This is a genomic window from Mycobacterium sp. THU-M104 (assembly GCF_049197365.1).
In the GTDB taxonomy this organism is placed as follows: Bacteria; Actinomycetota; Actinomycetes; order Mycobacteriales; family Mycobacteriaceae; genus Mycobacterium.
Window position 1 is genome coordinate 1 of the sequence record NZ_JBMIOP010000253.1, and the last position, 13,646, is coordinate 13,646.

The following is a 13,646-nucleotide window of genomic DNA, read 5'->3' on the forward strand; positions in this document are numbered from 1 at the left end:
CCACAGCACCGCGGCGAGCGGCACGTTGCCGATCGAGCAGACGAACGACGCGATCGCCACGACGGGGCCCACGACCGGCCCCCACAGCGCCGCCCAGCCCGGGTGGTCGGCCAGCGTCAGGGCCTCGCCGATCGCTCTGAGCACCGCCATGAATTCCGCCGCCCGGTCGCGGCCGTCCGTGCATCCCAATTTGTACCCCTTAGGGGTATTGATTCAACGTCGCCGCGGAAGGACAACTCTCATTGCGCGAATTCGATCTCCGAATCGTCGCACCGGAAAATTGGGGCCCGCCGCGCGCTCCGCATTCCTGGGAATGGCCATTCGCGAGCGTGGACGGCCCCGTGCCGGGCATGTCACCCGTTCTTCGGCGGGCAAGTGCCCGACACACCGGTCTGCCACCACTGCCACAGACGTAACAGAGGGCACACTGGTAACAACAGAGTTTTTTGGCGAGACGCCCAGGAGGGTATGGCCGTGTACCGAGTCTTTGAAGCGCTGGATGAACTGGCGGCCATTGTCGAAGAAGCCCGCGGTGTGCCGATGACCGCCGGCTGCGTGGTGCCCCGCGGCGACGTGCTCGAACTGGTCGACGACATCAAGGACGCGATCCCGGGCGAACTGGACGACGCCCAGGATGTCCTCGACGCGCGTGACTCGATGCTGCAGGAAGCCAAGGACCACGCCGAATCCATGGTGAGCGCGGCGAGCACCGAATCCGAATCGATGCTCAACCACTCCCGCGCGGAGGCCGACCGGCTCCTGTCCGACGCGAAGGCGCAGGCCGACCGGATGGTGAGTGAGGCCCGCCAGCACAGCGAACGGATGGTCGGCGAGGCCCGCGAGGAAGCGGCGCGCATTGCAGCGGCCGCCAAGCGCGAGTACGAGGCCAGCGCCAGCCGGGCCCAGGCTGAATGCGACCGGCTGGTCGAGAGTGGCAACCTCTCGTACGAGAAGGCTGTGCAGGAGGGCATCAAAGAACAGCAGCGACTGGTCTCCCAGAACGAGGTGGTGCAGGCGGCCAAGGCCGAGTCCGCCCGGCTCATCGACACCGCCCACGCCGAGGCCGACCGGCTCCGGGGCGAGTGCGACATCTACGTAGACAGCAAGCTCGCCGAGTTCGAGGAATTCCTCAACGGCACGCTCCGCTCCGTGGGCCGCGGACGCCACCAACTGCGGACGGCGGCGGGCACCCACGACTACGCCACCCGCTAACCGCATCGGCGTGCCGCGGCAAACGCCGGTTCAGCCCTGCGCTGCACGCTCGGCGCCGTAGGATTTCGGGTATGACGCGGCAGTACAGCACCACGGCGCACCGCCGTCGGGGTTCGCCCTTGACGCTGGACATCACACCGCTCGGCAGGCGCCCGGGAGCGATGGTCACCCTGCGCGACACCGTGCCCAGCTCCTCGCGCATCGGGCTGGACATGATCGCGATCGAGCGGGGCGCACCGCTGGAACTGGATCTGCGGGTCGAATCGGTGTCGGAGGGAGTGTTGGTGACCGGAACGGTCACCGCGCCCACCACCGGGGAGTGCTCCCGCTGCCTGGGCGCGCTCGACGGGCGCATCCAGGTCGCCCTGACCGAGCTGTTCGCCTACCCGGGCAGCACCACCGAGGCGACCACCGAAGAAGACGAGGTCGGCCGCATCGTCGACGACACGATCGACCTCGAACAGTCCGTGGTCGACGCCGTCGGTCTGGAGTTGCCGTTCTCGCCGGTGTGCCGGCTCGACTGCCCGGGGCTGTGCCCCGCATGCGGCGTCTCCCTGGCCGCCGATCCGGACCACCACCACGACCGTGTCGACCCGCGGTGGGCCAAGCTGACCGAGATGCTGTATCCCAAGCCGGACGCCACGCGGGGTGAGCGTTGACCTCGCGGCAAGACCTGCTCGACGCGCTGGGCGTCGACCTTGCCGACGAGTTGCTCGAGCTGGCGTTGACCCACCGTAGCTACGCCTACGAGCACGGCGGCCTGCCGACCAACGAGCGTCTCGAATTCCTCGGGGACGCCGTTCTGGGCCTGATCGTCACCGACGAGCTCTTCCATCGCCACCCCGACCGGCCGGAGGGGGACCTGGCCAAATTGCGTGCCAGCGTCGTCAACACCCAGGCGCTGGCCGACGTCGCGCGCAACCTGACCGGTGAGGGCCTCGGGGCCCACCTGTTGTTGGGCCGCGGCGAGGCGAACACCGGCGGGGCCGACAAGTCGAGCATCCTGGCCGACGGCATGGAATCCCTACTGGGCGCGATCTACCTGCAACACGGAATCACCACGGCGCGCGACGTGATCCTGCGGCTGTTCGGTGCGCTGCTGGACGCCGCGCCGACGCTGGGAGCCGGACTGGACTGGAAGACCAGCCTGCAGGAGCTGACCGCTGCACGTGGGCTGGGCGCGCCGTCCTACGTGGTGACTTCCACCGGCCCGGACCACGACAAGGAATTCACCGCGGTGGTCGTCGTGATGGAGATCGAATACGGGTGGGGCACCGGGCGCTCCAAGAAGGAGGCCGAGCAGAAGGCCGCGGCAGCGACCTGGAAAACGCTGGATGCGCGCGACACCTCGGGGAAAACGCCCTTCTAGATGCCCGAATCAGATTCCCCGACCAGATGCCTGAACTACCTGAAGTAGAGGTGGTGCGCCGCGGATTGCAGTCCCACGTGGTCGACAGGACCATCACGGCGGTCCGGGTGCACCACCCCCGCGCGGCGCGTCGCCACGAAGGCGGGCCCGCCGATCTGACGTCCCGGCTGCTGGGAGCCCGGATCACCGGGACCGATCGCCGCGGCAAATATCTGTGGCTGCTGCTGGGTTTGGACACCGCGCTCGTCGTCCACCTGGGCATGAGCGGGCAGATGTTGCTGGGTGCCGTCCCGCGCGCCGAGCACGTGCGGATCTCCGCGCTGCTCGACGACGGGACCGTGCTGAGCTTTGCCGACCAGCGCACCTTCGGCGGGTGGCTGCTCGCCGACCTGGTGGAAGTCGACGGCGCCGTGGTGCCGGCGCCCGTCGCACACCTGGCCCGTGACCCGCTGGACCCCCGGTTCGACGCCGACGCCGTCGTGCGGGTGTTGCGCGGCAAGCACTCCGAGCTCAAGCGCCAGCTGCTGGATCAGCAGGTGGTGTCGGGAATCGGCAACATCTACGCCGACGAGGCGCTGTGGCGGGCCAAGGTCCATGGTGCGCGCGTGGCCGCCACGCTGAGCCGCCCGCGTCTGGCTTCCGTCCTGGACGCCGCCGCACAGGTGATGCGCGAGGCGCTGGCAAAGGGCGGCACCTCGTTCGATTCGCTCTACATCAACGTCAACGGCGAATCGGGGTACTTCGACCGGTCGCTGGACGCCTATGGTCGCGAAGGCCGGGCCTGCCGGCGGTGCGGTGCGGTGATGCGCCGGGAGAAGTTCATGAACCGCTCGTCGTTCTATTGCCCGAAGTGTCAGCCGCGGCCACGCGCGTGAGTGTGAGCCCAGGGTCGCGACATGCCGGGCGGCATCGCCGGGGACGCCCGGTAGAAACGCCCGGTAGAAACGCCCGGTAGAAAAGAGTCATGACTGATCTGTGGGTGGAACGCACCGGACCGCATCGCTACACGGGGCACAGCTCGCGCGGCGCGCAGGTCCTTATCGGCTCCGAGGACGTCGAGGGCGTGTTCACCCCGGGTGAGCTCCTCAAGATCGCACTCGCCGCGTGCAGTGGGATGTCGAGCGACTCGCCGCTGGCTCGCCGGCTCGGGGACGACTGCCGCGCCGTGATCAGGGTATCCGGCGCGGCCGACCGTGAGCAGCAACGCTATCCGCGGCTCGAGGAGACCTTGGAGCTGGACCTGTCCGCGCTGTCGCCGGAGGAGAAGGAACGCCTGCTGGTGGTGGTGAACCGGGCCATCGACCAGGTCTGCACCGTCGGGCGCACGCTCAAGACCGGGACGGAAGTCAGCTTCGGGGTCACCGATGTCGGATCCTGAAGTCCGGCTCGTCGCCTGGGTGCACGGGAATGTCCAGGGGGTTGGTTTTCGCTGGTGGACGCGGTGCCGCGCGCTGGAACTGGGGCTCACCGGGTATGCGGCCAACCAGGCCGACGGGCGCGTGCTGGTGATCGCCCAGGGGTCGCGGGAAGCCGGCGAGAAACTCCTGCACCTGCTCGAAGGCGGGGAGTCGTGGCCTCACCGACCGGGACGCGTCGACAGGGTTGTCGCCGACTGGTCGCCGCCGCAGGAGCGGTTCGCCGGCTTTGTCGAGCGGTGACTGCCCAGCCGCGGACTGCCGGCTGGCGCATTTCGGGTGAGCCGACACCCCTGTGTCCGGCTGACCCGGGCGGTTTGAGCGGTAGTCTGGCTCGCCGTGTACCTCAAGAGTCTGACGCTGAAGGGCTTCAAGTCCTTCGCATCGCCGACGACTCTGCGCTTCGAACCGGGCATCACCGCCGTCGTCGGCCCCAACGGGTCCGGCAAATCCAACGTGGTCGACGCCCTGGCCTGGGTGATGGGGGAACAGGGCGCCAAGACGCTGCGCGGCGGGAAGATGGAGGACGTCATCTTCGCCGGCACCTCGTCGCGGGCCCCGCTGGGCCGCGCCGAGGTCACCGTCACCATCGACAACTCCGACAACGCGCTGCCCATCGACTACTCCGAGGTTTCCATCACCCGCCGCATGTTCCGCGACGGCGCCAGCGAGTACGAGATCAACGGCAGCGGGTGCCGGCTGATGGACGTCCAGGAGCTGCTGAGCGACTCCGGGATCGGCCGGGAGATGCACGTCATCGTGGGCCAGGGCAAGCTCGACGAGATCCTGCAGTCGCGGCCCGAGGATCGCCGCGCGTTCATCGAAGAGGCCGCCGGCGTGCTCAAGCACCGCAAGCGCAAGGAAAAAGCGCTGCGCAAACTCGACGCGATGTCGGCCAATCTGGCGCGGCTCACCGACCTGACCACCGAGCTGCGGCGCCAGCTCAAACCGCTGGGCCGCCAAGCCGAAATGGCGCAGCGGGCCGCACGAATCCAGGCCGACCTGCGCGACGCCCGGTTGCGGCTGGCCGCCGACGACCTGACCAGCCGGCAGACCCAGCGCGCGGCGATCCTGGAGGCCGAAGCGGCGATGCGGCGTGAGCACGACGAGGCCGCCGCCCGCCTCGCAGTGGCGTCCGACGAGCTGACCGCGCACGAGACCGCGCTGGCCGAGCTCTCGACCCGCGCCGAGTCGGTCCAGCACACCTGGTTCGGGCTGTCCGCCCTGGCCGAACGTGTGGCCGCGACGGTGCGCATCGCCAGCGAGCGCGCTCAGCATCTCGATGTCGAGCCCGTCAGGACCAGCGACGACGACCTCGGGAACGACCCCAGAAACCCTGAGGATATGGACGCCGAGGCCGACCGGGTCGAGGCCGCCGAGCGTCAGCTGCAGGCGGAGCTGGCCGCCGCGCGCACCCGGCTGGAGGCGGCCCGCGCGCAACTGGCCGAGCGCGAGCGCGAAGCCGCCGAGGCCGACCGGGCCCACCTGGCGGCGGTGCGCGCCGAGGCGGACCGGCGGGAGGGCCTGGCCAGGCTGGCCGGTCAGGTCGAGACCATGCGCGCACGCGTCGAGTCGATCGACGAGAGCGTCGCGCGGCTGTCCGAGCGCATCGAACAGGCCGCCGCGCGGGTGCAGCAGACCAGGGCCGAGTTCGAGACCGTGCAGGGGCGGGTCGGCGAGCTCGACCAGGGCGAGAGGGGCCTCGACGAGCACCACGAACGGACGGTGGCGGCGCTGCGGTCGGCCGACCAGCGCGTCGCCGAGCTGCAGGCCTCCGAGCGGGGCGCCGAACGGCAGGTGGCCTCGTTGCGGGCCCGCATCGACGCGCTCTCGGTGGGATTGGAACGCAAGAACGGCGCGGCGTGGCTCTCCGAGCACCACGGCGGTGCGGGGCTGTTGGGGCCGATCGCCAAGATGGTCAAGGTCCGCGCGGGCTACGAGGCGGCGGTGGCCGCCGTGCTGGGCTCGGCGGCCGACGCGCTGGGCGCCGAGAGCCTGGGCGCGGCCCGGGCCGCGGTCGCCGCGCTCAAGGACGCCGACGGCGGGCGCGCGGCCCTGGTGCTGGGCGATTGGCCGGCCTCGGAGGATGCTGCGGGGGCCGGCGAATTGCCCGCCGGCGCGGTGTGGGCGCTGGACCTGGTCGAGACACCGGCGCGGCTGCGTGGTGCGTTGACCGCCATGCTTTCCGGCGTCGCGGTGGTCGACGACCTCGCCACGGCTCTCGATCTGGTCGCAGCCCGCCCGCGGTGGCGCGCGGTGACGCTCGACGGCGACCTCGTGGGCGCCGGCTGGGTGAACGGCGGCTCCGACCGCACGATGTCCACGCTGGAGATCGCCTCTGAGATCGACAAGGCCGGCAGCGAGCTGGCTGCGGCGGAAGCGCAGGTCGCCGGCCTGAGCGCGGCGCTGTCGGGCGCGCTGGCCGAGCAGGCGGCCCGCCGGGACTCCGCCGAGCAGGCGTTGGCCGCGCTCAACGAGTCCGACACCACCATCTCGGCGATGTACGAGCAGCTGGGCCGGCTCGGGCAGGACGCCCGCGCGGCCGAGGAGGAGTGGAACCGGTTGCTGAGGCAGCGCGAGGAGCTGGAATCCGGGCGCGCACACACCGTCGAAGAGGTCACCGGGCTCGAGACCCGGCTGCGCAACGCCCGGGAAACCCAGCACGTTCAGGCTGCAGAGCCCGACCCGACGATCGGTCGCCAACAGATCGCCGCCGCCGCCGAGAGCGCCCGCGGCGTGGAGGTGGAGGCCCGGCTGGCGCTGCGCACCGCCGAGGAGCGGGCCAACGCGGTGCGTGGGCGGGCGGATTCGCTGCGCCGGGCGGCCGCCGCAGAACGCGAGGCCCGGGCGCGCGCCGAGCAGGCGCGCGCCGCGCGGCTGCGTGCCGCCGCCGTCGCCGCGGCGGTGGCCGACGCCGGGCGGTTGCTGGCCGCCCGCCTGGACCGGGTGGTCCGCGCGGCCTCGCAGATCCGTGATGCGCTGGTCGCCGAGCGGCAGCAGCGCTCGGCGGCGATGGCCGCGGTGCGCGGCGAGGTGAACGCGCTGGGCGCCCGGGTGGCCGCCCTCACCGATTCGCTGCACCGCGACGAGGTCGCCAACGCCCAGGCGGCGCTGCGGATCGAGCAGCTCGAGCAGACGGTGCTCGAACAGTTCGGGATGGCTCCGGCCGACCTGGTCGCCGAGTACGGCCCGCATGTCGGGCTGCCACCCAGCGAGCTGGAGATGGCCGAGTTCGAGCAGGCCCGCGAGCGCGGCGAGCAGGTGGTCGCGCCGGCCCCGATGCCCTATGACCGGCCCACCCAGGAGCGCCGCGCCAAACGCGCCGAACGCGAGCTGGCCGAGCTGGGCCGGGTCAATCCGCTGGCGCTGGAGGAGTTCGCCGCCCTCGAGGAGCGCTACAACTTCCTGTCCACCCAGCTCGAGGACGTCAAGGCCGCCCGCACGGACCTGCTGGACGTCGTCGCCGACGTCGACGCCCGCATCCTGAGTGTGTTCAGCGAAGCGTTCGTCGACGTCGAACGGGAGTTCCGGGAGGTCTTCACGGTGCTCTTCCCCGGCGGCGAGGGCCGGCTGCGGTTGACCGCTCCCGACGACATGCTCACCACCGGCATCGAGGTGGAGGCGCGTCCGCCTGGCAAGAAGGTCACCCGGCTCTCGTTACTGTCCGGCGGCGAGAAGGCGCTGACCGCGGTGGCGATGCTGGTGGCGATCTTCCGCGCCCGCCCGTCGCCGTTCTACATCATGGACGAGGTCGAGGCGGCGCTCGACGACACCAACCTGCGCCGCCTGCTCACGTTGTTCGAGCTGCTGCGAGCGCGCTCGCAGCTGCTGATCATCACCCACCAGAAGCCGACGATGGAGATCGCCGACGCGCTCTACGGCGTGACCATGCAGGGCGACGGAATCACCGCGGTCATCTCGCAGCGCATGCGCGGCCAGCAGGTTCAGCAGCTGGCCTCGGCTTCCGATTAGGGCGCGCGAGCGCGGGTGCAGCGGCTGCCGCCGCCCGACGCCGATCCGGGGGCTGGAACAATGTCAGCGTGTCACAAGGATTTTGGATCGCCCTCGCGGTCTTGAGCACGATAGCCGTCCTGCTGGTCATCGCCGCACTGGTGGTGGGCCTGGTGCGTTACCGGCGTCGACGCATCAGGCTGGCCCGGCCGGAGCCCGGCGCGCTCGCGCGTCCGCGTGGCTACACCGCGTCGTCGGGCATCACGTTCAGCCAGGGTGCGGCGACTGAGGAGCGGCTCGACACGGTCTCCGACGTCGGGTTTCCCGAACCCGAGACCAGCGCGCCGCCACCGGAAGCTTTGCAGGCCCCCGAGGCGGCCGCTCCCCAAGCTCCCCAAGCCCCCCAAGCCCCCGGGATCGAGGCCATCGAGCCGACCGAGGGTCGGCTCGAACGGCTACGCGGCCGGCTGGCCAAATCGCAGAACGCGTTCGGGCGCAGCCTGCTGGGCCTGATCGGCGGCGGCGACCTGGATGAGGACTCCTGGCAGGAGGTCGAGGACACCCTGCTGATCGCCGACCTGGGACCCGTGGTCACCGAATCGGTGATGACGCAACTGCGCAGCCGCCTGGCCGGCAGCGACGTGCGCACCGAGGCCGACGCCAAGGCCGCGCTGCGCGACGTGCTGCTCGCGGAGCTGAAGCCGGGCTTGGACCGCTCGATCCACGCCCTGCCCCACGCCGACCGTCCGTCGGTGCTCCTGGTCGTCGGTGTCAACGGCACCGGGAAGACGACGACGGTCGGCAAACTGGCGCGGGTGCTGGTGGCCGACGGCCGGCGCGTCGTGCTGGGCGCTGCCGACACCTTCCGTGCCGCGGCGGCCGACCAGCTCGAGATGTGGGCGTCGCGGGTGGGCGCCGACGTGGTGCGCGGCCCCGACGGGGCCGACCCGGGGTCGGTGGCCTTCGATGCCGTCGAGAAGGGTATCGCCGCGGGCGCCGACGTCGTGCTCATCGACACCGCGGGTCGACTGCACACCAAGGTCGGGCTGATGGACGAGCTGGGCAAGGTCAAGCGAGTGGTGACCAAACGCGCCGAGGTCGACGAGGTGTTGCTGGTGCTCGACGCCACCATCGGGCAGAACGGGCTGGCCCAGGCCCGCGTTTTCGCCGAGGTGGTCGACATCACCGGCGCGGTGCTGACCAAGCTCGACGGAACGGCCAAGGGTGGCATCGTGTTCCGGGTCCAGCAGGAGCTCGGGGTGCCGGTGAAGCTGGTCGGGCTCGGCGAAGGACCCGACGACCTCGCGCCGTTCGAGGCGGCCGCTTTCGTCGACGCGCTGCTCGGCTGAAACCCGTTGCGCAACCCCCTTACACAACGAGCCCGACGTTAATACCGCCGAAACACGGCGGCTCCAACGCGGAAACAACCATCTCGCAAGGTTCACAGATCAGGACGTCAGGCACATGTCTGACGGCCGGCTCACGGTCGACCGGAGGTGGTAACGAGTGACGTTCCCGATGATGGGTCAGCCAGATACCGGCGATACCGCCTGGATGCTGGCGAGTTCTGCGTTGGTGTTGTTGATGACGCCGGGTCTGGCGTTCTTCTACGGCGGCATGGTCCGCGCTCGCAGTGTGCTCAACATGATCATGATGAGCATCAGCGCAATGGGCGTGGTGACGATTCTGTGGGTGCTCTACGGCTATTCGATGGCCTTCGGCGACGACAAAGGCAATGTCGCCGGTGACCCGGGCCAATTCTGGGGCCTCAAGGGTCTCATCGGCGGGAACGCGGTGAAGGCGGACGCGGGCGCCGGCACCGCCGCAGCCGACATCCCGCTGGTCGGCAGCATTCCGGCCACGGTGTTCGTGGCGTTCCAGTTGATGTTCGCGATCATCACGGTCGCGCTGGTCTCCGGTGCGGTGTCCGACCGGTTGAGGTTCAGCGCCTGGCTGGTGTTCTCCGGACTGTGGGCGACGCTGGTCTACTTCCCGATCGCGCACTGGGTGTTCGCCTTCGACGGCACGGTGGCCGAGCACGGCGGCTGGATCGCCAACAAGCTGCACGCGATCGACTTCGCCGGTGGTACCGCGGTCCACATCAACGCCGGCGTGGCGGGCCTGATGCTGGCGATCGTGCTGGGCAGGCGCAAGGGCTGGCCCACCACGCTGTTCCGCCCGCACAACCTGCCGTTCGTCATGCTCGGCGCGGGCCTGCTGTGGTTCGGCTGGTACGGCTTCAACGCCGGTTCGGCCACCAGTTCCAACGGCTCGGCCGGTACCACGTTCGTGACCACCACGATCGCGACGGCCGCGGCCATGCTGACCTGGCTGGCCACCGAGCGCATCCGTGACGGCAAGGCGACGACGCTGGGTGCGGCATCGGGAATCGTGGCGGGGCTGGTTGCCATCACACCGTCGTGCTCGTCGGTCAACGTGCTGGGCGCGCTGGTGGTCGGCGCGGTCGCCGGGGCGGTGTGCGCGCTGGCGGTCGGGCTGAAGTTCAAGCTGGGCTTCGACGATTCGCTCGACGTGGTCGGCGTCCACCTGGTCGGCGGTCTGGCGGGAACGCTGCTGATCGGCCTGCTCGCCGCGCCCGAATCCCCGGCCATCAACGGCGTGGCGGGCGTGTCGCAGGGATTGTTCTACGGTGGCGGCTGGGCCCAGCTGGAGCGGCAGGCCGCCGGTGCGTTCAGCGTCCTGATCTATTCTGGCGTGGTCACGCTGGTTTTGGCGGTGATCCTCAAATACACGATGGGACTTCGCCTGAGCCCCGAGGCGGAAGCCGCGGGCATCGACGAGTCCGAGCACGCCGAGAGCAGTTACGATTTCGCCGTGTCGACTGGCTCGGTGCTTCCCACCCGGGTTGCCGTAGCGGACACCCGGAACGGGCTGGAGCAGGAGCTAGCTGGCGAGAAAGTTGAGGCCGAGTAGAAATGAAGCTGATCACCGCAATCGTCAAGCCGTTCACCCTTGATGACGTCAAGACCGCGATCGAAGATGTGGGTGTCCTCGGGATGACGGTCAGCGAGATCCAGGGCTACGGACGCCAGAAGGGTCACACCGAGGTCTACCGTGGTGCCGAGTACTCGGTCGATTTCGTTCCCAAGATCCGGATCGAGGTCGTTGTCGACGACTCCATCGTCGACAAGGTCGTGGACAGTATCGTGCGGGCGGCGCGCACCGGCAAGATCGGTGACGGCAAAGTCTGGGTCAGCCCCGTGGAAACCATTGTGCGGGTGCGCACCGGTGAACGCGGGACCGATGCGCTGTGACGCGGGCCGGACGTCGTTGATCCGGACCGCGGAGGGATGACCCCGAACCGGCCCGACCCGTCGTGGACAGAAAAGGCTTGCAGGCCAGAGGACTTGGTCGCGGCCCGGCGCAGCCTGGCGGCCGAGGGTGGTGAACTCGGCCCGGCGGGTCTGCGACGGGCCTGGCTGGATCTGCACGAGTCCTGGTTGGCGGCCAAAGCGGCCGAGATCGGGATCACCGGCGACAGCGGCTTCGCGGTCGTCGGCGTCGGCGGCCTGGGCCGCCGCGAACTGCTGCCGTACTCGGACCTGGACCTGATGCTGTTGCACGACGACAAGCCCGCCGAAGTCCTCGAGCGGGTCGCCGATGGATTATGGTATCCGTTGTGGGACGCCAACATTCGACTTGACCACAGCGTGCGCACCGTGTCGGGTGCCCTCGGCGTGGCCGACAGCGACATGGTGGCCGCCCTGGGCATGCTGGACGCGCGCCACGTGGTGGGGGATGCGCGGCTGTCGGAGGAGCTGATCGTCGGCGTGCGGCGAGGGTGGCGCAGCGCCATTCGCTCCCGGATGGACGAGCTGGTGGAGATCACCCACGCCCGGTGGCAGCGCTGCGGCCGGATCGCCCAACGGGCCGAGCCCGACCTGAAGTCGGGGCGCGGCGGCCTTCGCGACGTGCAGTTGCTGGACGCCTTGGGGCTCGCACAGCTCATCGACCGCCACGGCATGGCCAACCCGGACATGCCCGGCGGCTCACTGGATGCCGCCTATCTGACGCTGCTCGACGTGCGCACCGAACTGCACCTGGTGTCCGGGCGTGGGCGGGACCTGCTACTGGCCCAGTTCGCCGACGAGATCAGCGCCGCACTGGGTTTCGGCGACAGGTTCGATCTGGCCCGCATCCTGTCCGGCGCCTGTCGCACCATCGCCTACCACGCCGAGACCGGGCTGCGGACCGCGCAGATCGCGTTGCCGCGGCGCGGGATCACCGCCCTGGTGCGGCGCCCGAAGCGTCGGCCCCTCGATGAGGGGGTCGTCGACTATGCGGGCGAAATCGTGCTCGCCCGCGACGCGCGTCCCGGCACCGACGCGGGGCTGGTCCTGCGGGTGGCCGCCGCGTCGGCCGACAAGGGACTGCCGATCGGCGCCGGCACGCTGAGCCGGCTGGCCGCCGACGCCCCCGATCTGCCGACTCCGTGGCCGCGCGAGGCGCTGGACGATTTCCTGGTCGTGTTGTCCGCCGGTCCGACCGCGGTGGCCACCATCGAGGCGCTCGACCGTACCGGGTTGTGGGGCCGGCTACTGCCGGAATGGGATGCCATCCGCGACCTTCCGCCGCGCGACGTGGCACACAAGTGGACGGTGGACCGGCACCTGGTCGAAACCATGGTCAACGCCGCGCCGCTGTCGACCCGGGTGGCGCGTCCCGATTTGCTTGCGCTCGGCGCGCTGCTGCACGACATCGGCAAGGGCAGGGATGTCGACCACAGTGTGCTCGGGGCCGAGATGGCCCTGAGGATCGGTTCCCGGCTGGGGATCTCACCCGCGGACACCGAACTGTTGTCAAAGCTGGTGCGCCACCACCTGCTGCTGCCGGTGGTCGCCACCCGGCGCAACCTGCTGGACCCCGAAACCATCACGGCGGTGTCGGAAGCCCTGGGCGGGGACGGCCTGCTGCTCGAGGTGTTGCACGCGCTGACCGAGGCGGATTCGAAGGCCACCGGCCCCGGGGTGTGGAGCGAATGGAAGGCGTCCCTGATCGACGACCTGGTTCGCCGTTGCCGGATGGTGATGGCCGGTGAGGCGCTACCGAGAGCTGAACCCATTGCGCAGCAATATCGTTCGGTGGTTGGTGAGCGTCCAGTGCAGGTGGAAATCAAGCCCGGCGGCAGCGAGCGTCTGCAGGTTGTGATGATAGCGTCGAATCAGCGGGGGCTGGTGTCCAACGCTGCCGCGGTGCTGGCGCTGAACTCGCTGCGTATTCATTCGGCGTCGGCCAACGTTGACGGCGATGTCGCGATCATCGAGTTCGCGGCGTCGCCGCTGTTCGGTTCGCCGCCCGAGGCGGGCCTGCTGCGCCTGCAGTTCGCCGGCGCCCTGGGGGGTGACGTCGACGTGCTGGGGACGCTGGAGAAGCGCGACAGCGACGCGGTGAGCGCGGCTACCGCGCGGGCCGGTGAGGTGCAGTTCGGCGTGCCCGTCACGCGTTCGACCGCACCGCCCCGCATCGTGTGGCTGGAGACAGCGGTTCGCGGTCAACTGATTCTGGAGGTCCGCGCCATGGACAGGGTGGGCCTGCTGGCGCTGCTGAGCCGGGCTCTGGAACGGGCCGGGGCCGACATCGTCTGGGCGAAGGTCAACACGTTCGGATCGACCGTGGCTGACGTTTTTGCTGTGACGGCACCGGCGGGGGACAGCGAGCAGTCCGCCCGCGCGGCGGTC

The 13,646-nt window shown here is 70.0% G+C and carries 11 protein-coding genes and 1 pseudogene; 11 read left to right on the plus strand and 1 reads right to left on the minus strand.

Annotated features, from left to right (window positions below):
- Positions 1 to 114: pseudogene (locus tag ACOJVU_RS18320) on the minus strand (hypothetical protein); the annotation flags it as partial.
- Positions 115 to 474: 360 nt separating this feature from the next.
- Here ACOJVU_RS18320 and sepIVA point away from each other — a divergent pair.
- The 11 genes from sepIVA to ACOJVU_RS18375 form a co-directional block, all read left to right on the plus strand.
- Complete coding sequence (gene sepIVA / locus ACOJVU_RS18325) at positions 475 to 1,212, plus strand: cell division protein SepIVA (protein ID WP_421531085.1); 738 nt, start codon at positions 475 to 477, stop codon at positions 1,210 to 1,212.
- A 71-nt stretch (positions 1,213 to 1,283) separates the two neighbouring features.
- Positions 1,284 to 1,871 (plus strand): YceD family protein, encoded by a 588-nt coding sequence (locus ACOJVU_RS18330; protein ID WP_421531076.1) that lies wholly within the window; start codon positions 1,284 to 1,286, stop codon positions 1,869 to 1,871.
- The gene (gene rnc / locus ACOJVU_RS18335; RefSeq protein WP_421531077.1) at positions 1,868 to 2,581 is read left to right on the plus strand and encodes a ribonuclease III; all 714 of its coding nucleotides are present in this window, start codon (positions 1,868 to 1,870) and stop codon (positions 2,579 to 2,581) included. The genes ACOJVU_RS18330 and rnc overlap by 4 nt, the downstream gene beginning before the upstream one ends.
- Before the next feature lie 26 nt (positions 2,582 to 2,607).
- Positions 2,608 to 3,456, plus strand: coding sequence for a DNA-formamidopyrimidine glycosylase (mutM, locus tag ACOJVU_RS18340; RefSeq protein ID WP_421531078.1), 849 nt, complete (start codon positions 2,608 to 2,610; stop codon positions 3,454 to 3,456).
- 89 nt (positions 3,457 to 3,545) lie between these two features.
- Positions 3,546 to 3,959, plus strand: a complete 414-nt coding sequence (locus ACOJVU_RS18345; RefSeq protein WP_421531079.1) for an OsmC family protein — start codon at positions 3,546 to 3,548, stop codon at positions 3,957 to 3,959.
- Positions 3,946 to 4,239, plus strand: a complete 294-nt coding sequence (locus ACOJVU_RS18350) for an acylphosphatase (RefSeq protein ID WP_421531080.1) — start codon at positions 3,946 to 3,948, stop codon at positions 4,237 to 4,239. The genes ACOJVU_RS18345 and ACOJVU_RS18350 overlap by 14 nt, the downstream gene beginning before the upstream one ends.
- A gap of 96 nt (positions 4,240 to 4,335) precedes the next feature.
- On the plus strand, positions 4,336 to 7,968 hold the full coding sequence (gene smc / locus ACOJVU_RS18355) for a chromosome segregation protein SMC (RefSeq protein WP_421531081.1): 3,633 nt from the start codon (positions 4,336 to 4,338) through the stop codon (positions 7,966 to 7,968).
- Between the two features lie 68 nt (positions 7,969 to 8,036).
- Positions 8,037 to 9,296: a signal recognition particle-docking protein FtsY gene (ftsY, locus tag ACOJVU_RS18360; RefSeq protein ID WP_421531082.1), complete on the plus strand. Its 1,260-nt coding sequence runs from the start codon at positions 8,037 to 8,039 to the stop codon at positions 9,294 to 9,296.
- A 169-nt stretch (positions 9,297 to 9,465) separates the two neighbouring features.
- Positions 9,466 to 10,881: an ammonium transporter gene (locus ACOJVU_RS18365; protein ID WP_421531086.1), complete on the plus strand. Its 1,416-nt coding sequence runs from the start codon at positions 9,466 to 9,468 to the stop codon at positions 10,879 to 10,881.
- Positions 10,882 to 10,883: 2 nt separating this feature from the next.
- On the plus strand, positions 10,884 to 11,222 hold the full coding sequence (gene glnB, locus ACOJVU_RS18370; protein WP_421531083.1) for a nitrogen regulatory protein P-II: 339 nt from the start codon (positions 10,884 to 10,886) through the stop codon (positions 11,220 to 11,222).
- Between the two features lie 36 nt (positions 11,223 to 11,258).
- Positions 11,259 to 13,646, plus strand: a 2,388-nt coding sequence (locus tag ACOJVU_RS18375; RefSeq protein WP_421531084.1) for a [protein-PII] uridylyltransferase, incomplete at its 3' end; no start/stop codon positions are given.

Excerpts from the sequence above, each read along its gene's own strand:
- mutM (WP_421531078.1), top strand. The coding sequence starts at position 2,608 with ATGCCTGAACTACCTGAAGTAGAGGTGGTGCGCCGCGGATTGCAGTCC.
- ACOJVU_RS18350 (WP_421531080.1), top strand. The coding sequence starts at position 3,946 with ATGTCGGATCCTGAAGTCCGGCTCGTCGCCTGGGTGCACGGGAATGTC.
- glnB (WP_421531083.1), top strand. The coding sequence starts at position 10,884 with ATGAAGCTGATCACCGCAATCGTCAAGCCGTTCACCCTTGATGACGTC.
- ACOJVU_RS18345 (WP_421531079.1), top strand. The coding sequence starts at position 3,546 with ATGACTGATCTGTGGGTGGAACGCACCGGACCGCATCGCTACACGGGG.
- ACOJVU_RS18365 (WP_421531086.1), top strand. The coding sequence starts at position 9,466 with ATGATGGGTCAGCCAGATACCGGCGATACCGCCTGGATGCTGGCGAGT.
- ACOJVU_RS18330 (WP_421531076.1), top strand. The coding sequence starts at position 1,284 with ATGACGCGGCAGTACAGCACCACGGCGCACCGCCGTCGGGGTTCGCCC.